General features: G+C 47.0%; 16 protein-coding genes. 5 read left to right on the forward strand and 11 right to left on the reverse strand.

Annotated elements, in window-relative coordinates:
- Positions 1–170 precede the first annotated feature (170 nt).
- From BMY78_RS17330 to BMY78_RS17345, 4 genes are all read right to left on the reverse strand, one after another.
- Positions 171–416, reverse strand: a complete 246-nt coding sequence (locus BMY78_RS17330) for an HPr family phosphocarrier protein (protein ID WP_024631140.1) — start codon at positions 414–416, stop codon at positions 171–173.
- 96 nt (positions 417–512) lie between these two features.
- Positions 513–1,628, reverse strand: a complete 1,116-nt coding sequence (locus BMY78_RS17335; protein WP_090901094.1) for an aminopeptidase — start codon at positions 1,626–1,628, stop codon at positions 513–515.
- A 110-nt stretch (positions 1,629–1,738) separates the two neighbouring features.
- Entirely contained in the window at positions 1,739–2,605 is an 867-nt protein-coding gene (locus BMY78_RS17340; protein WP_090901097.1) for a hypothetical protein, read from the reverse strand.
- Between the two features lie 132 nt (positions 2,606–2,737).
- Positions 2,738–4,717 (reverse strand): sensor domain-containing diguanylate cyclase, encoded by a 1,980-nt coding sequence (locus BMY78_RS17345; protein WP_090901100.1) that lies wholly within the window; start codon positions 4,715–4,717, stop codon positions 2,738–2,740.
- Between the two features lie 463 nt (positions 4,718–5,180).
- Between BMY78_RS17345 and rpsD the strand changes: the two genes are divergently transcribed.
- The 3 genes from rpsD (at position 5,181) to BMY78_RS17360 (ending at position 11,503) form a co-directional block, all read left to right on the forward strand.
- Positions 5,181–5,780, forward strand: a complete 600-nt coding sequence (gene rpsD, locus BMY78_RS17350; RefSeq protein WP_076288214.1) for a 30S ribosomal protein S4 — start codon at positions 5,181–5,183, stop codon at positions 5,778–5,780.
- A gap of 186 nt (positions 5,781–5,966) precedes the next feature.
- Positions 5,967–8,072 (forward strand): methyl-accepting chemotaxis protein, encoded by a 2,106-nt coding sequence (locus BMY78_RS17355; RefSeq protein ID WP_090901103.1) that lies wholly within the window; start codon positions 5,967–5,969, stop codon positions 8,070–8,072.
- 311 nt (positions 8,073–8,383) lie between these two features.
- Entirely contained in the window at positions 8,384–11,503 is a 3,120-nt protein-coding gene (locus BMY78_RS17360) for a transglycosylase domain-containing protein (RefSeq protein ID WP_090901106.1), read from the forward strand.
- Positions 11,504–11,664: 161 nt separating this feature from the next.
- Here BMY78_RS17360 and acsA read toward each other — a convergent pair whose 3' ends face one another.
- Positions 11,665–13,389: an acetate--CoA ligase gene (gene acsA / locus BMY78_RS17365; RefSeq protein WP_090901109.1), complete on the reverse strand. Its 1,725-nt coding sequence runs from the start codon at positions 13,387–13,389 to the stop codon at positions 11,665–11,667.
- A 455-nt stretch (positions 13,390–13,844) separates the two neighbouring features.
- Between acsA and BMY78_RS17370 the strand changes: the two genes are divergently transcribed.
- Positions 13,845–14,477, forward strand: coding sequence for a GNAT family N-acetyltransferase (locus tag BMY78_RS17370; RefSeq protein WP_090901113.1), 633 nt, complete (start codon positions 13,845–13,847; stop codon positions 14,475–14,477).
- A 152-nt stretch (positions 14,478–14,629) separates the two neighbouring features.
- Here BMY78_RS17370 and BMY78_RS17375 read toward each other — a convergent pair whose 3' ends face one another.
- The 4 genes from BMY78_RS17375 to BMY78_RS17390 form a co-directional block, all read right to left on the reverse strand.
- Positions 14,630–15,325: a 5'-methylthioadenosine/adenosylhomocysteine nucleosidase gene (locus tag BMY78_RS17375; RefSeq protein ID WP_090901116.1), complete on the reverse strand. Its 696-nt coding sequence runs from the start codon at positions 15,323–15,325 to the stop codon at positions 14,630–14,632.
- Positions 15,326–15,484: 159 nt separating this feature from the next.
- Entirely contained in the window at positions 15,485–16,498 is a 1,014-nt protein-coding gene (ccpA, locus tag BMY78_RS17380; RefSeq protein ID WP_024631149.1) for a catabolite control protein A, read from the reverse strand.
- A 92-nt stretch (positions 16,499–16,590) separates the two neighbouring features.
- Positions 16,591–16,938 (reverse strand): bacillithiol system redox-active protein YtxJ, encoded by a 348-nt coding sequence (ytxJ, locus tag BMY78_RS17385; RefSeq protein WP_090901119.1) that lies wholly within the window; start codon positions 16,936–16,938, stop codon positions 16,591–16,593.
- A gap of 122 nt (positions 16,939–17,060) precedes the next feature.
- Positions 17,061–17,474, reverse strand: coding sequence for a hypothetical protein (locus tag BMY78_RS17390; RefSeq protein WP_090901122.1), 414 nt, complete (start codon positions 17,472–17,474; stop codon positions 17,061–17,063).
- A gap of 271 nt (positions 17,475–17,745) precedes the next feature.
- On the opposite strand from BMY78_RS17390, the gene BMY78_RS17395 reads away from it, so the two are divergent.
- The gene (locus tag BMY78_RS17395; protein WP_090901125.1) at positions 17,746–18,273 is read left to right on the forward strand and encodes a type 1 glutamine amidotransferase domain-containing protein; all 528 of its coding nucleotides are present in this window, start codon (positions 17,746–17,748) and stop codon (positions 18,271–18,273) included.
- A 115-nt stretch (positions 18,274–18,388) separates the two neighbouring features.
- Here BMY78_RS17395 and ptsP read toward each other — a convergent pair whose 3' ends face one another.
- The gene (gene ptsP, locus BMY78_RS17400) at positions 18,389–20,149 is read right to left on the reverse strand and encodes a phosphoenolpyruvate--protein phosphotransferase (RefSeq protein ID WP_090901128.1); all 1,761 of its coding nucleotides are present in this window, start codon (positions 20,147–20,149) and stop codon (positions 18,389–18,391) included.
- Positions 20,146–22,026 (reverse strand): glucose PTS transporter subunit IIA, encoded by a 1,881-nt coding sequence (locus tag BMY78_RS17405; protein WP_063565571.1) that lies wholly within the window; start codon positions 22,024–22,026, stop codon positions 20,146–20,148. Before BMY78_RS17405 ends, ptsP begins: the two co-directional genes overlap by 4 nt.
- Between the last annotated feature and the right edge of the window lie 44 nt (positions 22,027–22,070).

Below are 22,070 nucleotides of genomic sequence, written 5' to 3' on the forward strand. Positions count from 1 at the left end.
TTAGACGAAATCAGGAGCTAATACAAGAACCTGACCAAAATAACCATAGATCATGAACAGCTTTATTCTTGCCTAATCTCCCTATTTTAGAGAGGTCTTGCCGTACACTTGAATGATTTCATGCAAAAAAACACCTCTGCCATAATAGGCAGAGATGCTTCTTAGTGCCATTACTCGGATGCGATACTCACATTCAGTCCATGTTTGGCAAATACTTCAGACATAGCTGCTTTGGCCTCAGCTGCATCCGGGCCATGAACGTGCAGTTCATAGCTGTGCGTGCTGATCAGCGTTGTAAACAGCCCGAGAATACTTTTTACATCGATATACTTGTTCTCTGAATGAAGTACGATTGAAGAAGTAAATTTGCTCGCTGTTTGAGCAATTTCAACTACCGCTGCGTTATTACTCGACATAGGAATCCCTCCGTCTTTTCACTTTTGATATCATCTATTAATTACCACTACATGATACCGTGAATCCGCTTTCCTAGCAACAGCAAAATACGGTTCCTACTTCAGGTTATCCGGATTGAGGCATTCCAGCTCAGGAATAACAAAAATACCGTCTTTACGGATCAATACATCATCAAAATAAATTTCGCCACCACCGTAGTCTGGACGCTGGATCAACACCAGATCCCAGTGAATGGAGGAACGGTTTCCGTTATCTGTTTCTTCATATGCTTGGCCTGGCGTAAAGTGCAAGCTGCCTGCAATTTTTTCATCAAACAGAATGTCCTTCATCGGGTGCAGGATATGTGGATTGAATCCGATGGCGAATTCACCGATATGACGAGCGCCATCATCTGAATTCAGAATTTCATTGATGCGGTCTGTATCGTTGCTTGTTGCTTCAACAATTTTACCGTCTTTGAAAGTGAACTTGATATTCTCAAAAGTAATGCCGTTATACAGCGTTGGCGCATTATAACTAATCGTTCCGTTCACGGAATCACGTACAGGGGCACTGTACACTTCGCCATCCGGAATATTTTTTTGCCCGGAACATTTCTCTGCGCCGATATCTTTAATGGAGAAGCTCAGATCTGTTCCTGGTCCAGTAATACGGACTTTATCCGTGCGTTTCATCAGGTTAGCCAGTGAATCCTGTGCTTTGTCCATTTTAGCGTAATCCAGGTTACATACGTCGAAGTAGAAATCTTCAAACGCTTCTGTACTTGTATTCGCCAGCTGTGCCATACTTGCATTCGGGTAACGAAGCACAACCCATTTTGTATGTTTTACCCGCTGCTCGCTATGTACCGGATGGGAATACAGTGAATTGTACATTTTCATTTTCTCTTCCGGTACATCGGACAGATCATTCACGTTCTCCCCTGCACGGATACCGATGTAACAATCCATTTGTTTCATCCGGTTCAGATCGATCTCTGCCCAGGTTTTCATCATTTCTTCTGTCGCATTTTTGAGCATGGCACGCTGTACTGTTTTGTCAGTCAGCTGTACAAAGACGTTACCGCCTTTTTTGCCTACTTCTTCAATAATTGCATTCATCAGATCACGTTCCGTGCCGATCATCTCAACCAGCACATTCTCACCGGGCTGTACATCTACAGAGTAGCCCACCAAATTAGCTGCGAGCTTCTGAATTCTTGGGTCCTTCATCGTGTAAACTCCTCCTGTCATCCGCCATTCCTTGAATTGAACAACGGTAAATTACGATACTATTGTAGCACGCTACAACGATCCCGTCAGCAGGCAGTCCCGCAACTCATTTACTCATAAGCCCTGAAGTTTACATCTGTGACAAGAGCTTCTTTATTCAATTTCCTGTTCATGTCCTTATAGCTCACCTGGCTTTCCGAGGAAAGTCGCAAGGGCAAGCTGCTTTTCCGATCTATGGTAAGATGATACACCGTCTGTACCTCGGCCTGTTTCATCATCTCTTGCATCGATGCTTCCCCTTGCTCCCACACTTTGTTCAAATCCTTCTCCAGCTTCGCCTGATTGTCTGCCTTAACCGCAGCCGCCTTATGCATATATTCTGCCCGGATTGCATCCATCTCGTCGTTAAGCTGTGCGAGTGCTAAGGTTTTGGCGTCTTTCGGCGCGAGTTCAATTCGCAGTATTTTCGTTCGACGACCTGAACCGTACTCGGACGTTATCGTTTTGTTCAACCGATCGATACTTTCCATTTGCGCGATGGGATTAAAACGGGACAGCGATCCGCGCAGGGGCTCATGTTGGGCGGTTAGAGCCATCCATTGTCCTCGTTTTCGTTCAAAAGATGCACTGAATCCGCTCGGTTGCCCATTATTGTTAACAGCAGCGGCATTTACTCCCTTTACTCCCGTTCCGGCAGCAGTTACAGCTCCAGGCAACCTCGTTTGCAAGGTCAGGCGATCATGATCCTCCAGTTTGCCCTCAAATTTGAACTGATTTTCGAACAGCCCGCTGCTTTCACGTCGCAATCCCGCTTCCCCATCAAAACTCAGCTTTTCTTTACCTGCAATTCCTGATAAAGCCAGTGAAAATAATTCCTCGGGAGTTCGATCTCGCTCTAACAATCCACAACCAGGAGCACACAACACAACCATGCTCAGAATTAACAATAGTCCGCGGATATACCGACGGTTCAACATATTCTATTCCACCTTTCCATCAAACTTTCTCCATAGCCTGCCCCTCCCTTATTTGCTTATACTTCCTTCCTTTGGCATCGCCTCTTCAAAAAAATAAAGAGAGGACGACTCCGAAATCGGAATAGTCCTCTCTTAACGTGTAACTTCCTGTTTTTCCATGACGATTCGGTTACGACCACCATGCTTCGCATCGTACAGAGCCATATCAGCCCGGTAAAATAACGATTCCACACTAACCTTCTCATCCATCCAGTTCCATTCGGCAATACCGCTGGATACGGTCACGGAAGGCCTTGTCTCTTCAGCAACCCTGGTACGAATGATTTCTGCATATTCCAGTGCCTGACGAGCACCAATCTGAGGCATATAGATGGCCAGCTCTTCCCCGCCCCATCTGGCACAGATGTCCTCGGGCCGGACAGAACTCGTTACAATGTCGCTCACCTGTTTCAATACCTGATCACCGGTTTGGTGTCCAAACGTGTCATTCACCTGCTTAAACTGGTCGATGTCCACAACAACCAATGAACCACAGAATTCGTGAGCCTGACGTTCATGGATCACAGTATCCAGGTAATGCCTCACATATAGTCCTGTCAGCATATCCAGGTTTGCCAAACGTCGTACCTCGGCGTGGAGGGTAGCATTGGAGAGAGCAAGTCCAATATGAATGGACAGCATCTGCAGCAGACGGTAATTATCGTACGAAAAATACTGCTTTTTCGGATGTCCCAGCAAAATGGCACCCTTCACTTCCCCATTCACCCGAACGGGTGAAGCGATCAATGACAGGGAGCCGGTAAGATCCATGAAAACCGATGACACTTTATCGTATTTTGCATAATTGGATAGGATGAGTGGTTCTTCGGTTTGATAGAGCAAACCTGCGATTCCATAGTCCATAGGAAACGTTTTGCGATATAACTCATTTATATTCGATGACATCACTTCGAAGTGATTCGTACTATCATTCAATTGCAGAATACAACAAGATTCAGCCTGGAAGATGTCCTTTAACTCCTGCTCGGAGATTTGGTAGATCTCCATTAGCTGCAGGCTTTTGTTCAAACGTTGTGTCAGATCGTTGATTAGACGAAGTTCCTGGATCAACATATTCGATTGTTCGTGCAGCTTGGCATTTTCAAAAGCAGTTCCTGCTGTATCCGCCATCATCGTAATCAGCTGCAAATCTGAATCTTCCATTAGCTCCTCATTCATCTCAATATGAAATACACCATAGATCCCTTGTTTGCCTTTTAGAGGAAGACCAACCTCCAGAATACGATGTTCACCTTCATCCGATCGAACAACAATGAGCTTGCCTTCCATGAACGATTGTACACAGATGTCTTCTCCACGTTCATGAACAAGCAGCGGTTTGATGCGTGGGTTGAGGCTGCTCTGATCCTGAGACATATACAATGTCATGCGGGTCGTTGGATATAAGTAGTCAATGCTGTCAAATACTTCATCCAATATGGCGTCCACATCCATTTTGTCATGCATCCGTTGAACGATTTGGAACAGAATCGACCTTCGATGATCTTCACGAGCAGTTTGTTCATGAGCATGTAATAGATCCGTCATAAATATGTATTCAAATCTTCGGTAAAAGCAGGTACGATAATGCAATGCCTCCGATCGAACAACAGCTTCAGACGTGTCATCTCGATTTTGCTCGTAGGTTACAGCAGTGAAGACAGCAAACATATCCCTATTTGTTCTGGAGAACAGCGGTTCAGCCATTAGATGATACTCTCCATTTTCAGTAGTTCCACGTAACGACTGGGCCTGTCCCGATTCAAGGCATTGCATCACAGTCGAATGTACATCAAGCAATGGAACCCCTTCATTCCCTTGCCCCATACAGATCCCTTCTGTATTCCATACGTTGTATATTATCGATGATCTGTCTGAGTGTGGCCGCCGCTGGGCATGCCAGTCGGTGTATGCTTGCTGCAACAGGCTCCCCAAATATGAAAAATCAAAAGGTGTGATGTCCATTTTTTGCATCCAAAATATATGCGCTTCGTGAGGAGCGGCAGAAGATGCGGAATCGCCCGAACTTCGCGAATTCAAGCTGGCTGTTTTACTTCTTAGATGTTCTAACATGTCAGGCGCTCCTTTGCACCGTTTTTGCATCCACTCGGATGCATTAATCTGCAGACGTTATCGCAAACCTGCAAATCCTATGCGATAACCTTAATGTACAAGATCATTTAAAGTTAAGATACAATCTATTTTACTCTCTTTAAAGCTTTTTTGCATCCATATTTCAGAAAATTGTCCCATTTTTTTGGGCCTAATGACCTATCGACAAATTTAGACGTTTTTTTGCTTTTATCACAAGCTTGACTTTGGTTCTATTAAACTGTAAAATAAATTGTTGATGAAGACTACTAATGGGTCTTTAAATTTGGGCATTACCGGTTGTGTCACCCTCATTCTTTTTGTTGCTTTCAGGACAGCGGCTGAACTTTTCTGATCGTCTTATGCGTGGCCTAGCCCGCATCAACAAATTGGAGCGCAAACAGAGCCCTATATGAACTTTAACTAAAAAGGAGCTACTTTAAACATGGCACGTTACACTGGTCCTAAATTTAAATTGAGCCGTCGCCTCGGCATTTCCCTGAGCGGAACAGGCAAAGAATTGAAACGTCCTTTCCCTCCAGGTCAGCACGGAGCTAACCAACGGAGAAAAATGAGCAACTACGGTATGCAATTGCAAGAAAAACAAAAACTGCGTCACATGTACGGTTTGGGCGAGAAGCAATTCCGCACTCTCTTTGCTAAAGCGCAAAAAATGCAAGGTATCGCGGGTGAAAACTTCATGTTCTTGCTTGAGAGCCGCCTTGATAACCTCGTATACCGCCTTGGATTTGCTAACTCCCGCGCTGGTTCGCGTCAGTTGGTATCCCACGGTCACGTAACTGTAAACGGCAAAAAAGTTGACATCGCTTCTTACCAAGTAAGCACTGGCGACGTTATCAGCCTGCGTGAAAGAAGCCGCGGTCTTTCTTCCGTTAAGGAAGCTTTGGAAAACCGTTCGCATCTTCCGGCATACGTAGAATTCAACGATACTGCTCTGGAAGGTAAATTTATTCGTTTGCCTGAGCGTTCGGAATTGTCCCAAGACATCGACGAAAAACAAATCGTCGAGTTCTACAACCGTTAATCGTTGCAATTTCATTAAGCTTCACACCAAACAGCTGTCCGAGATTTTCTCGGCAGCTGTTTTTTTACGTGTTTTTTTACCTGAATATACATTATGAACCCCCAAGTAACGATATAAAATATACACTCCCTTTCGGAGAACTGAATAACACATCGTACATCTAAAGAGAAACATGGGGGGGATCACATGATAAAGTTTCTGAGCGATCGCAAACTGGCTGTCAAACTCGGACTGTTACTGGGAGTCGTATTATTGTGCTGTATTGGAACACTCATTGCATTTAATACCAAAATGATCTACGACAAGAGCGTTCAGTACGGTGAAACCGTTGCTGCACAAGCATCAGACCGAGCTCAAAATGAATTCATGGTTGAAATGAACCAAGTGAAAAACACCCTTGATACAATACGTACCACATTAGTGGATTCAGCTCGTACAGGGTCGCTTGACCGCAAAGAGATCGTCCACCTTCTGGAACAATACTTAAAAAAAGATGATAAGGTTTTCGGATTTTATACCGGTTGGGAACCTGATGCGTTCGACGGAAAAGATACAGAGAATATGAATAAGACCGTTTATGACGATGACACCGGCCGCTTCGTTCCTTACGTGATACGTGATGGGAATACCCTGCACGTGGAACCTCTGACGACCTATGAGGGAGAAGGTAAAACCAGCAGATACTATCAGGAGCCCAAAAAGAGTAAATCCGCCTACTGGTCTGAGCCAACCACCTACACCGTATCTGGAAAGGAAACTTTGCTTGTCTCCATCGTCCTGCCTTTACTGGATGAGAATAATACGTTTCTTGGCATTGTCGGAGCCGACTTCTCCATTGAACGCTTTCAACAGAATATATCTTCACTAAATCCGGATAACGGCTACGCGATGCTGGTTACAAGTGATGGAAAAATAGCTGCGCATGGAACCCATCCGGAATTGGCGAAGGAAGACGCAGTAATCCCGACAGAGATTCAAAACGTCATTAAACGGATTCAAACAGGCGAGCGTCAGTTTTACGTCACGGATGGATCAGAGCAAGAACTGTTTATTGCGGAGCCTGCTCAGTTGCAAGGAACGGATTCGAACTGGTATCTCGTGTCAGCCCTGCCCAAACGTCATATTTTGCAACCCTTCTACGATAGCCTGACCTGGTCCGTTATCATTGCGTTTCTCGCTTTGCTGTTGCTTGGTGGTGTTGTGACTTACACAATCCTGTACATTGTAAGGCAAGTGAATCGGGTCAATACGGTTGCCGGGCAACTCGCAGATGGAGATCTTACACAGAAGCTTCCTGTCTATTCCAAAGATGAGTTCGGCGTGATGTCAGGCCATTTGAATCAGATGATGGATACGCTCCGCCATACCATTTCCGTGATATCGGAGCATGCTTTATCTGTGGGTTCCACTTCCCAACAGCTGACAGCCAGTGCAGAGGAAACGGGTAAGGCCGCTGAGGTCATTGCTTCAACAGGTCAGGACGTTGCTCAAAAGGCCGGCACGCAAATGCATGAGCTTCAAGAGACTTCACGTGCCATGAATGAGATTACGACAGGTATTGGCCGCATTGCACAAGCCGCAGCAGATGTAGCTGAATCTTCGCGAAGCGTGGCTGACCAAACTGCGGCAGGATCGGACAAGATTCAGTCTGCTATGCGAATGGTGGACTCCGCGACTTCTTCTGCACAGGGGTCCATGTCTGCACTGGAGAACTTTCGTCAGCGTTCGGCGCAGATTGGGAACATAACAGACATGATTAGTGAAGTAAGTCGCCAAACTAATCTTCTTGCCCTTAACGCATCAATTGAAGCTTCGAGAGCAGGCGAGCACGGACGTGGATTCGGTGTGGTAGCATCTGAAATTCGCAATTTGGCCGAACAGTCACGCACGTCCGCCGAACAGATCGCAGTATTGATTCATACCGTTCAACAAGAAGTACTCTCCCTTGTCGCAAATATGGAAAAAGGAAATTCCGAAGTCCTTCATATTGCCGATGTAATTAATGAAAGTGGAGAACTGTTCCTCTCTATTTCTTCACAGATTTCCGATGTGAATATCCAGATTGAGGATGTCTCCGCCATCGCTGAGCAAATGTCTGCTGGATCACAGCAGGTGGACGCCACATTGGAACAGCTCAAAACCATAGGTCACGAGACGGCAGATCACGCCTCAAGTGTGGCAGCTGCCTCCGAGGAGCAGCTTGCAGCGATGGAAGAAGTTACAGCCGCCTCTGCTGCGCTTGCTAAGCTTACACAGGAACTGCTCGAGCTGATTCAGCGTTTCAGGACCTAATTTGCAAAGCTTTTCTATATTCTAAAAAAACGTCATTCAAAAGGAAATCATGAGGCCGTACTGTGCGAAATGTACAGTTACGGCCTTTTTCCCTCAACTCATCTTTCCGCCATAGCAACGGTGTAGACATGCTGTCTCCACGTTTTATTGAAATTCTCCACGACTTCTCATGATATGCAACTCAATTCCGCATGATATATATTATAATCCAAGAAAGAATGGCAATTTTCGACCATTGCTTGTATTTCTCAGGCATGCAAACCAGCCTTTTTATGCTATAATAAGTGCTGTTAAAAGGAGGAAGACACTGAATGGTTGATGTTAATAAGAAAAAGCCCGATGAACAGCCTGTCCGCAAGCGCAGCTTTGCCCGCAGACTGGGTAGTTTCGTCAAATGGATGGTTGTCCTGGGATTCATGGGGGTACTATTCGTAGGCGGTGCTCTGATGGGATACGTCAGTTCCATTGTAAAAGACGAACCCGTCCGTTCAAGGGCGCTGATTGAACAAAAAGTCAGCGAAAACTCCATCACAGGCTTTGCTTACTTTGCCGACGGCAGTCCGATCGGTCAATTACGAACAGAAGAAGACAGGCGTCCGGTCACCTCTGACCAGATCCCGCAGAACGTTATTGATGCAGTCATTTCGATTGAAGACAATCATTTTTACGAACATAAAGGTGTAGACATGAGCGGAACGCTCCGTGCCGTGAAACAGAAAGTGCTAAAAGAATCTGTTCAGACCGGCGGCAGCACACTGACTCAGCAATTGGCCCGGCGTGTATTCCTCAATTTGGATCGAACCGAGGACCGGAAAGTGAAAGAAATCTTACTTTCGCTCCGACTCGAACGTTTCCTGACCAAAGATGAAATTATGACAGCCTATTTGAACAAGGTTCCTTTTGGTAACGGCTCCAGTGGATATAACGTATATGGAGTCAAGGCAGCTGCCAAAGGACTGTTCAATATTAATGATTTGAGCAAATTAAACACGGCTCAGGCTGCCTATCTGGCAGGATTGCCTCAGCTCCCCTCCTCTTATTCTGCCTTTAATGGAAAAGGCGACTTTGTTGAGGAAAATTTTGAGCGTGCAATTAATCGTCAGCATCTGGTCTTGCGCCGTATGCTGGAATTGGGCAAAATTAATCAATCCGAGTATGACGAAGCTCTTGCTTTTGACATCAAGAGTTCACTCGCACCCAAAACCATCAAAGCTTACAATACTTATCCATACCTTATGATGGAAACAGAGCGTCAAGCTGCACAGATTTTGATGCAACTCAATTCGGATAAAGCTGAAGGCACGGATGCCAAAGCGGATACAGCCAAGGATACGGGTACAGATACACCGCAAAAAGAAAGCAGTGCCCTGCTGGAAGAAGCTCAGCAGCAATTGCGTACAGGCGGATATCGTATCTACACGACCATCAACAAGAGTATCTACAAAACGATGCGTACCATTGCCGAAGATGACAGTAATTTCGCTGCTGACGATCCCGTGAAGGGAAAAGAACAGACTGCTGCCATGTTGATCAATCATAAAACAGGCGCCATTCTCGGCATGATTGAAGGTCGTGATTTCCAGGATGAGCAGATGAACTATGCAACCCAGATGGTGCGTCAGCCAGGTTCAACTATGAAACCTATTGCCGCTTATCTGCCTGCACTGGATGAAGGACTTGTTCAACCGGCCTCCATTATTGATGATTCACCGATAATTCTGAAGGACGGCCAGACCGGATTCCATATTCCGAAAAATGCCAACAATCGCTACCAGGGACTTGTGACTGCCCGTAGAGCACTCAACTACTCGCTGAATGTGCCTGCGCTGAAGCTATTCAACGAAGAAGTTGGTATCGACAAATCATGGGCTTTTGCCAAGAAGCTGGGGATTACCACCATCCAGCCGGCAGATTATCAAGCCCAGACTGGTGTTCTTGGAGGACTTCAGTACGGTGTTACCGTTGAAGAGCTCACTAATGCCTATGGAGCTATTGCCAACAAGGGTGTGTACAATGATTCCTATATGATCAGCAAAATTGTAGACTCAAAAGGGAATATCGTATATAAACACGATGCAGAACCTGTTCAAGCTTTCTCAGAACAGACGGCATACCTGATGACAGATATGCTTCGCACCGTTATTACGGAAGGTACAGCCGATAAAGTTCGTGAAAATTACAAGTACTCCAAGAGTGTGCCTATCGTAGGCAAAACGGGTTCAACTCAAAACTACGCCGATGTCTGGTTTGAAGGCTATACGCCGGATGTCACATTGGGTGTATGGGTTGGATACAAACAGCCGGTAAACACACTGGAGACCAAATCACAGAAGAAACGTGCACAACAGCTGTGGACGCAAATCATGAATCAAGTTATCGCTACAGACAAAGAGATGTTCGTAACCGATTCGTTCAAGAAACCATCCGGAATCGAGACACGAACCGTATCGGCTTATAGTGGCAAATTGCCAACCTCTCTGACCGACCGATTTGTCACTGATATTTTCAATAGCAAATTTGTGCCGAAGGACAGCGATGATGGCGTCGCCAAAGCCAAATATATCACTTACAATGGTGTCAACTACATTCCGCGTGATGAAACACCCGGAGATATGACGAAAGAGAAAACCGTTGTCAAACGTAAGAAACCGATCTCTGATCTCATCAAGGAACTGCAAAGTGCATTCTCACGTATGAGTCGTCACGAATCACTTGCATATTACCTGCCGGAAGATGCCGATGCAGACATGCCGACACAGATCGATCCAAGAACGGATAACGGCAAAGCACCGGATGCACCAGGCAATGTGAGAATTTCCGTTGCCAACGGGAACGCCGTGATTACGTTTAATGCAACACCTGAAAGTGACGTGGTTGGTTATCGCCTGTATCGTTCAGTAAATGGCGCTGGATTCCAGAATCAGGGGCAGGTTGTCCTGACAGGTGAGTCCAGATCATTTACCGCATATGCACAAGGTGGAAACTTTGCGTTCTACGTGACAGCAGTGGATGTAGCGGGTCGTGAGTCTGCTCCTAGCGCAGCAGTTAGCAGTGCAGGAATGGTAGAGCCTCCTGCAGATGAAGAAATAAATGAACCGATTAATGTTCCGGGAACAGTTGTTACACCGGAAGACTCTCAGAATGAGAACGCCGCAACTACGGCTCCAGCTACACCAGGCCAAGTGAGCGTGTCGGCGCTCTCCCAAGGACTGCGCATTCAATGGGCCTCCAATCCGGAAGCAGATGGTGTTCAAAGTTATGCTGTATATTTTAGTGAGACAGGGGCAGCCCCTTACACCAAAATTGGCACAACTTCAGGTACCTCCATGGACTACGGAGTGCCTGCATCCACCAGTGGATGGTTCAAGGTATCCGCCAGCAACAGCATAGGCGAATCTGAGCCGTCTGGAGCCGTGCATTTCCAACCGTAATACAGAGATCCTAACTCCACTCTTGACCCCATTCTCGCATCATGAGGATGGGGTTTTGTTATTCATGGATACTCCAAAGCAAAAAGCCTGATCCGCATTGAGATACGGATCAGGCTTTGAATTATGGACAGGCAGACACGTTGCATCCGCTGGTTTACTCTTTAATCTTCAATGGTCGATAGATCGCCTGTTGGCAGATCCAGCTCCCAAGCTTTCAACACCCGGCGCATAATCTTGCCGGAGCGGGTCTTGGGCAGTTTATCCTTGAACTCAATCTCACGCGGAGCGGCGTGAGCAGACAAGCCCTCTTTTACAAATCGATAGATCTCTTCTTTCAGCTCCGGTGTCGGCTCATACCCCTCACGCAGTGCCACAAAGGCCTTGATGATCTCTCCGCGAGTTACATCCGGTTTGCCGATAACGCCTGCCTCTGCTACCGCAGGGTGCTCTACGAGCTTGCTCTCCACCTCAAAGGGGCCAATGCGTTCACCGGAAGAGTTAATGACATCATCGATCCGGCCCTGAAACCAAAAGTAGCCATCTTCGTCCATATAAGCGGAATCACCGGATACATACCAGCCAGAAAGTCGGAAGTACTCCTCGTATTTGGCCGGGTTATTCCAGATCTTCGCCATCATAGAAGGCCAGGAAGTACGAATAGCCAGGTTCCCCATACTGTATGGCGGCAGTTCCTGTCCTCGATCATCGATAATGGCTGCTTCAATCCCCGGTAAAGGACGTCCCATGGAACCTGGTTTGATTGGCATGCCCGGGTAGTTACAGATTAACTGTCCCCCCGTCTCCGTCATCCACCAGGTATCATGAATTCGCTGTCCATAGGCTTTCCAGCCCCAACGGACCACTTCTGGATTAAGCGGCTCACCGACAGACATGACATGACGAAGACTGCTCAGATCATGCTGTGCAATGGTCTCCTCGCCCGCTCCCATCAACATGCGGAAAGCCGTCGGCGCACTGTACCATACGCTGACTTTGTTTTTCTCAATGGTGCTGTACCAATCTTGCGGACTGAAACGTCCCCCGCGAATAACGTTGGTCACACCATTCAACCACGGTGCAAAAATCCCGTAGGAGGTACCTGTTACCCAGCCTGGATCGGCTGTGCACCAGTATACGTCATCCTCACGCAAATCAAGTACAACCTTGCCGGTATAATAATGCTGAATCATCGCATTCTGCACATGATAAACACCTTTCGGTTTGCCAGTAGAACCGGAAGTATAGTGAATGAGCAGACCGTCTTCACGAGTCAGCCACTCCACTTCCATATCATCCGACGCCGCAGACATCTCTGCATCAAAGTCGATAAGACCTTCTTCCGTCTGCGGACCTCCACCTACAACAAAAATATGCTTCAGTTCAGGCAATTCCGAACGTTTGATTCGTCCAAGTAATTGAGGGGTCGTTACCAGTGCCACGGCTCCGCTATCCTCCAGCCGGTCCTTCACCGCAGTTTCCATGAAGGCTTCAAATAGCGGACCTGCAATAGCCCCAACCTTCAATATGCCTAACAGACTAAAATAGAGCTCAGGACTCCGTGGCATAAAAATAAATACCCGATCTCCCTTGGCTATGCCATATTTGCGCAGAACGTTACCGAAGCGACTCGACTGCTCGCTCAAATCAGCAAACGTGTATGCCTCTTCACGCGAAGCATCGCTGTATAATAATGCCGTTCTTCCGCCTCTTCCTTCCAGCACATGACGATCTATCGCTTCATGCGCCATGTTGACTTTCCCGCTGGCGTGCCACGTAAAGTGCCTTTCAACCGATTCCCAATCAAACCGGCTTCGGGCCTCTGTGTAATCGCCCAGATTAGATTCAGACACAACCGTTTGCAGCATCTCACCATGTGCTTGACTCATGCTTGCCAGCCTCCTTCAACTCGACATTTCGATTCCCATTATGGGTCACTTCTGATTGCCTTTGTGTTGACTGAACTTCCAGTTAGCGCTTACATTAGTAGAGAGAACTTCTCATCATGTACTTGCCAGGCCAAACCGATGAACCCAAACTGCAGTTGATTTGTGAACATTTTTTGTCTACGCAATTATAGCAAATCTTTTCAATCATCGTCTATGGCTTTTCAAATTTTTGGTTTTTTGCTATAAATATGTGTTTAAAAAGGTCGGTTTTCAGTACCAAGAAGATGGGATGAAGCTAGAAATGGAGTAGCGGAGCGTAGGGAAAACTACGTGAGCAACGGACATTTCGGCTGAATTCCATATTCGATGCTGATGATGCCACTAGGCATCCTTCGTAATCAAAAGCGGACTTTTTGAACAACCTCTATAAGTAGGGGGAGAGAGGAGCATGAACTATGGAGCATATTAAGGAGCATCATATGCGTTCCATCTTCAAGTCCGGCCACCGAATCATCATTGAGGGGCCCGTTCTGGCTGAGACGATTAAGCAGCTTGAATTTCATACCGATCTGGATGCCTTCAGGCGCCCTTCGGAACAGCAGGAGGCATTGTCCGAAATTGCCGCATTGCCTGAAGGTCGAATCATCATTGCACGGGAGAATGAGACCATTGTTGGTTATGTGACTTTCCATTATGCTGATGAATGCGAGCGTTGGTCGGAAGGCAATATGACTGATTTGATTGAGCTTGGCGCCATTGAGGTTGCAGATGCCTATCGATCGCTGGGGATTGGACGGGAAATGCTGCTCACTGCGTTTGAAAATAAACAGATGGAGAAATATATCGTATTTACGACAGAATATTACTGGCACTGGGATCTGAAGGGCAGCGCCCTTTCCGTGTGGGACTACCGCAAGATGATGGAAAAATTGATGCAAACTGTAGACATGACCTGGTACGCCACCGACGATCCCGAGATTTGTTCACATCCGGCAAACTGTCTCATGGTCCGTATTGGCAGCCAAGTGCCCATCGAATCGGAAGAACAGTTCGACCGCGTGCGATTCCGCCATCGTTTTATGTACTAATCACGAATTCACATGGATGATTTCTCAATACGTATACATAGAAAAACCGCTCTTCGTAAACAGGTTCATCATGGATGATCTGCTACGAAATAAGCGGTTTTTTGTTGGCTTATAAGCCTTTATGATGTTCAACATGCGTAAACCTTAACGGTTTACATATGTTCCAGCATATGTTCCACAATACGGTGAGAGCGCTGGGAAGACTCCACCGTAAACTCGGCAAAGTTCACATGTGCTGATCCATCCGCCTTGTCAGACATTGCGCGAAGTATAACGAACGGAACACGATTCATGTAGCTCACTTGCGCTACGGCAGCTCCCTCCATCTCCGCACATGCCCCATTCATTTCGGTATACAGCATTTTCACCGTATCCTTGCTTGCAATGAATTGATCTCCTGACAGCACTTTGCCGATCAGATAGTTCGCTCCCTGCGCTTTGCAGGCTTCTTCAGCTAATGCGATAAGGGATGCTTCCGCCGGGAAGGCGGACGTCTCCTGGTAAGGAATAACCCCGCGCTCAAATCCAAGTGGAGTCACATCCATATCATGCTGTACACATTCGGACGAGATGACCATATCTCCAATATTCAACTTTGGATGAACTGCACCTGCAACACCTGTGAAAATAATACGGTTGACCTGAAAACGATCAATCAAAATCTGTGTCGTCACAGCCGCATTTACTTTCCCCACGCCTGATTTGCAGACTACAATCTGTTTACCCAGCCATTCGCCTGCAACATAGGTAATCCCGGTTTGTTTTACAGTCTCTAGTTGTTTCATACCAGCCAAGAGAAGTTCGACTTCCTCATTCATTGCACCAATGATACCGATTGTTTCACGCATGTTCTGACCTCCTATATAGCATTCTACATTCTGCCCATTCAGCACAAAAGCTCCGTTTCCGGAGCTTTCGTCATTCCACTATGTAGAGAGAATGCCTTCTCCCTTTCTTCAATCATCTTCCATTTCAATTAGAAATGACGATGAACCTCAACGCCTGATTTAAACGACGTCTGCGTGGCTTACAGACAGACGAAGAATCGTTTCATGCGGCAAGATAACCCGTGGGTTCTCCACGTTTTCTTTCTTCATGAGCTTGGTCAGCAAACGCATGGCTACAGCGCCCAGGTCATACATCGGTTGAGCTACAGTAGTCAACTGAGGACGAACCATGGAAGCCATACGAATGTTATCCACACTAATGATAGAGAAGTCATCTGGAACTTTCAGACCTTCATCCTGAATGCTGTGAATCGCACCAATTGCCATCTCATCTGTTGCAGCGAAGATTGCTGATGGTTTTTTCTTCAATCCGAGGAAATACTTCATCGCTTCCACACCGGATTCATAACGATAGTTACCAATGCGTACGAGATCCTCCTGATATTCCATACCTGCTGCTTCAAGCGCTTTCTTGTACCCTTGGAAACGAGCATAACCGTTGGCAGGATCTTGCAGGGTACCACTGATCATTGCGATTTCCTTGTGTCCATGACGGATCAACGTATTTACAGCGTCAAATGCCGCTGCTTCATGATCGATATCTACAGAAGGGTATGTGCCCTTCTCGTCACTTGTTGCACAGAGAACGATCGGTACAGCCGCTGATTGGAACGCTTGAATGTGCTCGTCCGTCACAGTTCCACCCATGAAGAGCAGACCGTCCACTTGTTTCTCGAGCAACGTGTTAATTACACGAATTTCTTTTTCTTTCTTCTTATCCGCGTTACACAAAATAATGTTGTAGTGATACATATTCGCAATATCTTCAATTCCGCGAGCAATCTCTGCAAAGGTTGAGTTCGAAATGTCCGGAATAACGACCCCGACCGTGGTTGTCTTCTTGCTCGCCAGACCTCTGGCTACCGCATTCGGACGATATCCCAACCGATCGATGGCTTCATATACTTTTTTGCGTGTCTGTGGCTTAACATTAGGGTTATTATTAACAACCCGTGATACCGTTGCCATAGAGACACCGGCTTCACGTGCCACATCATAAATGGTTACCGTCACAGTACTTCTCTCCATTACCAGTAAATTTTCATACCATTTTCATTAAGATTTATATTACGACAAATTTATGCATTAATCAATTAAAATAGGCTTTAGGACTCACGCAGTGCTTTCGTGATTGTGGTTGAAGTAATATCCGAGTGGGAAGTATGCCATACAGGAATTCCCTTTTTGACTAGAATCGCCTGCGGAGATTCGTGCTTAACACCCAGCTTGTCCGCTGCTTCATTGGATACAGGGCGGTCTTCCACTACATAGATGATACCGTATTTCACTTGTTCATTTGGACTATTTTGCAAATAATTGTTCATCTCCTGATAGGCGTTCGCACTGATCGGGCAGCGTGTACTGTGCTTAAACAGAAGCAAAGGTTGATCCTCGGTAGCCTCCACTGCGGAGTTTAGCTGTTCAATACTTGTCATTTTAGTCATGTCAGCCATTTGATATACATCCCCCTTTACCAGGATTACCGCTATGTTGAGCGTTTTCACTCTACGATATCTTAACAAAAAGCGGGCGAAAAAGCCAATTTTCATGAAAACAAGCATTTTGCACGTCAAAATTAGACAGCATTCGAGAAGTGCGCCTGCCATACAAAGCCGGATAATTGACCTAATCTGCGCTGTGTTGTCTCGATCCATTCTTCATCATTAGAGTTTTGGGCGTAACCCATAATATCCAGCAGCAGGTTAATTCTCTCCTCCACAGCACGTTGCATCCGATGCTCCATCTCACGGTCCGTAGCGTCCGGCCAGGCCAGCAGCTGTTCATGAAAGAGATCCGCAAGTTCATTTCGCTCTCCAAATGATACATCCTGTTTCGCAGGCTGTTCACCAAGTGTACTGATGCACTCTTTCAAATCCGGCTTGACCGGCTGAAGCACTTCATAGGAAACGCAATCCGTACAAGCAAATACAGGTACGTTACGAATCTCCACCTTTTTGGCATATACCACCGTTCTTAATTCCAGTTCCATTACATGTCCGCATCTGCACGTCTTACGCACAGTCATCACCCCATTCGTTCCATACTCTTATACAGATACCATTCGACCTATTTCCGCTCAAATCCTGCTATACACCATAGGTTGCACAAATTACCACCGTCTCCAGAAGAAGGTTGTCGAATGTAGGCGTTCATTGAGTTGTAATCGCTTCCCCGATCGCTAGATTGCATGACGATGAAGTCACCTTGATAATCTGTTACAATAAAGACGCTATGTGCTAATTACCGCAAAAGGAGAGATGATGATGAGATTAACAGGCAAAAAAGTCATCGCCCTGGTCGATGAGGAATTCGAAGATCTGGAACTGTGGTATCCGGTGCATCGTGTCCGTGAAGAAGGCGCTGAGGTGCATCTCGCCGGAGAGAAGAAAGGCAAAACCTACATTGGTAAATATGGTGTTCCCGCCGAGGCGGAATACAGTTTTGATGAACTCGATAGTTCACAATATGATGGTATTCTTGTACCCGGCGGCTGGGCACCGGACAAGCTTCGTCGCTATCCTAAAGTACTTGAACTCGTCAAGGAAATGCATGTGGATCGTAAGCCGATTGGACAGATCTGTCATGCAGGCTGGGTACTGATATCCGCCAAAATACTGGACGGGGTTACGGTGACTTCTACACCAGGCATCCGGGATGACATGGAAAACGCGGGAGCCATCTGGAAAGATGAAGCCGTTGTTGTGGATGGACACATCATTTCAGCTCGTCGTCCACCTGACCTTCCGCCGTATGGCAAAGCATTTTGCGATGCCCTTGCTGAAAAATAAAACAAAGCCCCTCGCCAATATGGCGTGGGGCTTTATCGTTGAAATAAGACTATTTTCCAAAACTATACAAAAGTTAATATTTTCACTTAAAGGTATTTATTTGAAAATATCCTATTCAAGATGCGTTCGATCCACTCTGTTCATCCGGACTGCCCATCGAATCATTGAAGACCTGCAAACGCTGTTCGATATCTGCACTTGTCCGCAAAGTGAAGCAATCATGAGCTGCCTCTTTGGCAGCAGCAGCCGTCGTATTCAATACCCTGTGCTTCACACGCAGCAAAGATTGTGGAGACATGCTCAGATTGCTGATCCCCAGCTCCAGCCATAGGGGAATCGAGCGCTCGTCTCCTGCCATCTCTCCGCATACACTGACATCAATGCCTGCCGTGTGAGCCGCCTCCACTGTTGCACGAAGCATGCGCAGTACAGCCGGGTGATACGGATGATACATATGTGCAATCTGCTCATTCATTCGGTCCACAGCCAGTACATATTGCACTAGATCATTGGTACCAATACTGAAGAAATCAGCTTCCTCGGCAAGCAGATCGGCTATCATCACCGCTGCGGGAACCTCAATCATGATGCCCACCTGAATATGCGGATCGTACGGCAATTCTCGCTCGTCCAGATCAGACATCGCTTCACGCAGGATTTCATTGGCCTCCTGAAGTTCTTCTACCGAAGAAATCATCGGGTACATAATTTTGACATTGCCCGCAGCACTGGCACGCAGAATGGCTGTGAGCTGCGTTTTGAAAAGATCTTTGCGGTCCAGACTGATCCGAATCGCACGATATCCGAGAAATGGATTATCTTCTTCTGGCAGTTCAAAGTAGTCTAGCTGCTTGTCACCACCAATATCTAGCGTACGAATAACGACAGACTGACCTGCAGTTTTCTCAGCGACAAGACGATAGACCTCATACTGTTCCTGCTCACCAGGGAACGTAGCACGGTCCATGTATAGGAACTCTGTCCGGAACAACCCCACGCCCTTCGCCCCATGTTTCAGTGCCATATCCAGTTCCTTGACGGAACTGATGTTAGAAGCCAGATGCAGAACGGAACCGTCTTTAGTTACGGCATCCACTGTTGCAAGTACCTGCAGCTGTTCTTTTTTCTTCAGTTGTTTGCTGCGAATCATCGTGTAACGTTCAATCGTCTTGCGGTCCGGCTCCGTAAAGACGAGGCCGTTATCTCCATCGACAACCAACATATCTCCGGTCTCTACCGGCATGCCAAGACTCGCCTCCAGACCGGAAACGAGAGGAATGCCAAGGGCACGAGCCATAATTGCCGAATGTGACGTTTTGCCTCCGATAAGTGTCACAATGCCCAGCACGTGGCTTGGATTCAAATGCGCCAATTGAGAGGGCGACAGCTCTTTGGCCACGAGTATATAAGGCTGGGTATCCGATGGGAGCGTAATTTCCGGTGCGCCCAGCAGATGTTTTAACAGACGGTTACCCACATCCTTAATGTCGATCGCCCGCTCCTTCATATACTCGTCGTCAAGCAGATCGAACATGGTGACAAAATGATCAATGGCTTCTTTGACGGCTACTTCTGCTGCTTTGTACTGCCGTTCAATAATGCCGCGAATTTCGTTCATGAACACCGGATCTTCCAGAATAGCCAGATGCGCATCAAAGATGCTGGACTCTTCAGGACCGACCACTTCCTTGAACTCGTTCTTGATATATTCAATCTCATCCTTCGATGTCCGTATGCCCTCGTACAGCCGTTCGAACTCTTGGGCGAGATCCACTGAATCCATCTTCTGATCCGGCAGATCCCATTCCCAACTGGGCAGGACAAATGCTTTGCCGATGGCTATGCCTGCAGCGCCGTTGATGCCTTGTATCTTCATTCTACCCCTCCAACGTTCCTGTCATAGAGCACCACGGACATAACGGATGCCTGACCTTTCTTAACTTGCTTAAATGGAGCAAAGCTCCATGATTTGACACGATCGGGATTCGTGATCACCATTGGTGTCGTCAGCGATGCCGCCTCGGCTCGCAGTACAGCTAGGTCAAACTTGATTAACAACTGCCCCGGCTCCACCGTGTCCCCTTCCTGAACAAAGGCTTCAAAGTGGCCTTTCAGTTGGGAAGTGTCGATACCGATATGCAGCAGCACCTCAAGCCCTTCCCGAGTCGAAATGCCCAAGGCATGCATTGTCGGATACATGTGCATAATCGTTCCGTACACAGGCGAGACCAGCTCTCCCTTTTCCGGGACAAAGGCTACACCATCGCCCACAAGCTTGGCTGCAAATATCTGATCCGGCACCTCTTCAATCGGCAGCATTTTACCCTGCACAGGCGCACAGAACAGAACTTGTTGCAGATCCCGTTCAAGCAGCTTCGCAATCTCTTCCCGGATTAATTCCGAATAGGTGCCAAATACCACTTGTACGTTACCGCCACCCAGCTTGATCAGCCCTGCAGACCCCATACTCTTCATTGCACCTGTATCGATTAATCGATCATTATGCACGGTGAGTCGAAGTCGTGTAATGCAGGCCTCTACCTGCACAATGTTTTCTTTCCCGCCCAATGCTTCCAAAATGAGAGGAGCTTGATAAGGAATGTTACCTACCCAATCTTCCAGCATGGACCCCTCTTCGCGTCCTGGAGTTGGAATCTTGAACGTGCGAATCGCCCACCTAAACAGGAAATAATAGACCAACCCATATAGTATGCCAATCGGTATGAGCTTCCAAGCATTCTCCGATAGATGGAAATTGAGTATGTAGTCAATAATGCCAGCCGAGTAGGAGAACCCATGGCGTATATCAAGCCAGTAACTGATCCACATCGCAAGTCCCGACATGACTGCATGCACGATGAACAGATAGGGTGCCGCAAACAAAAAGGCAAACTCAATCTGCTCCGATACCCCTGTCAGAAAACAAACAAGTGCGGAAGTAAGAAATGTTTTTTTGATTTTCGGCTTCAGGTCTTCCCTTGCCTCCTGAATAATCGCAAAGGCAATCGCTGGAATCGCAAACATCATGATCGGGAATAACCCGGCCATAAAATACCCTGCTGTTGGATCACCCGCAAAAAATCGCGGCAAATCCCCTTGCACAATATTGCCGTCTGCTGTTTCATACGTCCCCAGTTGGAACCAGAACACATTGTTCAGCAGATGATGCAGTCCGAAGGCCACCAACACCCTGTACAGGACCCCATATATAAACAGCCCAAAACCGCCGAGACTGTATTCCCAGGTGGCGATGGCGTTCAATGCATGTTGCAAAATGGGTGCGATCCATAACATAAAGAAGGAGAACAGTGCCGAGCACAGCCCTACGATGAGCAAAACAAACCTCGAACCACCGAAAAACTGTAAGATTTCGGGCAGTTTAATACTTTTGAACCGATTATGCGTCACCCCGGCAAGTGCACCGAGAATAATTCCGATTAAGGAAGCAGGTTGAACGGTGCCATCCCCGAAATTGCGAGTCACCTGATCATATATCACAATACCAGCCAGAGCAGCGAGTCCCGCTTGTCCGGCCTGGTTGGAGAGTCCCAGCGCTACACCGACAGCGAACAAATACGGCAAAAAATAAAAAATACCGTGTCCGGCCACGGTAGACACTTCACCAACAACTTTCAATCCCCAGGCGTCCCAGGGCAAACTGCCAACACTCAGCAAAATTGCGGCGGCGGGAAGGACCATTGTAGGCAGCATTACCGCTCGTCCGAGCTGCTGCAAGGATCCGAGCCAATTCATGGCGACCTCTCCTTTCTATCCTAGATGGTAAGCTTTACGCAACG

The sequence above is a fragment of the Paenibacillus sp. OK076 genome (genome assembly GCF_900110055.1).
GTDB lineage: Bacteria > Bacillota > Bacilli > Paenibacillales > Paenibacillaceae > Paenibacillus.